The organism is Kushneria phyllosphaerae (assembly GCF_900312995.1).
Taxonomy (GTDB): Bacteria; Pseudomonadota; Gammaproteobacteria; order Pseudomonadales; family Halomonadaceae; genus Kushneria; species Kushneria phyllosphaerae.
Map to the genome: position 1 here is coordinate 1 of NZ_ONZI01000032.1, position 421 is coordinate 421.

Below are 421 nucleotides of genomic sequence, written 5' to 3' on the forward strand. Positions count from 1 at the left end.
GGTATGACTTGTGCCGCATGTTCAAATCGTATCGAAAAGAAACTGAATAAACTTGATGACGTTAATGCCCAAGTGAATTTAACTACAGAGAAAGCAACTGTTGAGTATAACCCTGATCAACATGATGTCCAAGAATTTATTAATACGATTCAACATTTAGGTTACGGTGTCGCTGTAGAAACTGTCGAATTAGACATTACAGGCATGACTTGTGCTGCATGCTCAAGCCGTATTGAAAAAGTGTTAAATAAAATGGACGGCGTTCAAAATGCAACGGTCAATTTAACAACGGAGCAAGCTAAAGTTGACTATTATCCTGAAGAAACAGATGCTGATAAACTTGTCACTCGCATTCAAAAATTAGGTTATGACGCATCTATTAAAGATAATAATAGAGATCAAACGTCACGCAAAGCTGAAG

1 protein-coding gene is annotated in these 421 nt (G+C 37.1%); it reads left to right on the top strand.

Going from position 1 to position 421, the window contains the following annotated elements; all coding sequences use genetic code 11:
• Positions 1-421 (top strand): copper ion binding protein (locus tag KSP9073_RS17990; RefSeq protein ID WP_207771519.1); only part of this gene is annotated, 421 nt, incomplete at both ends.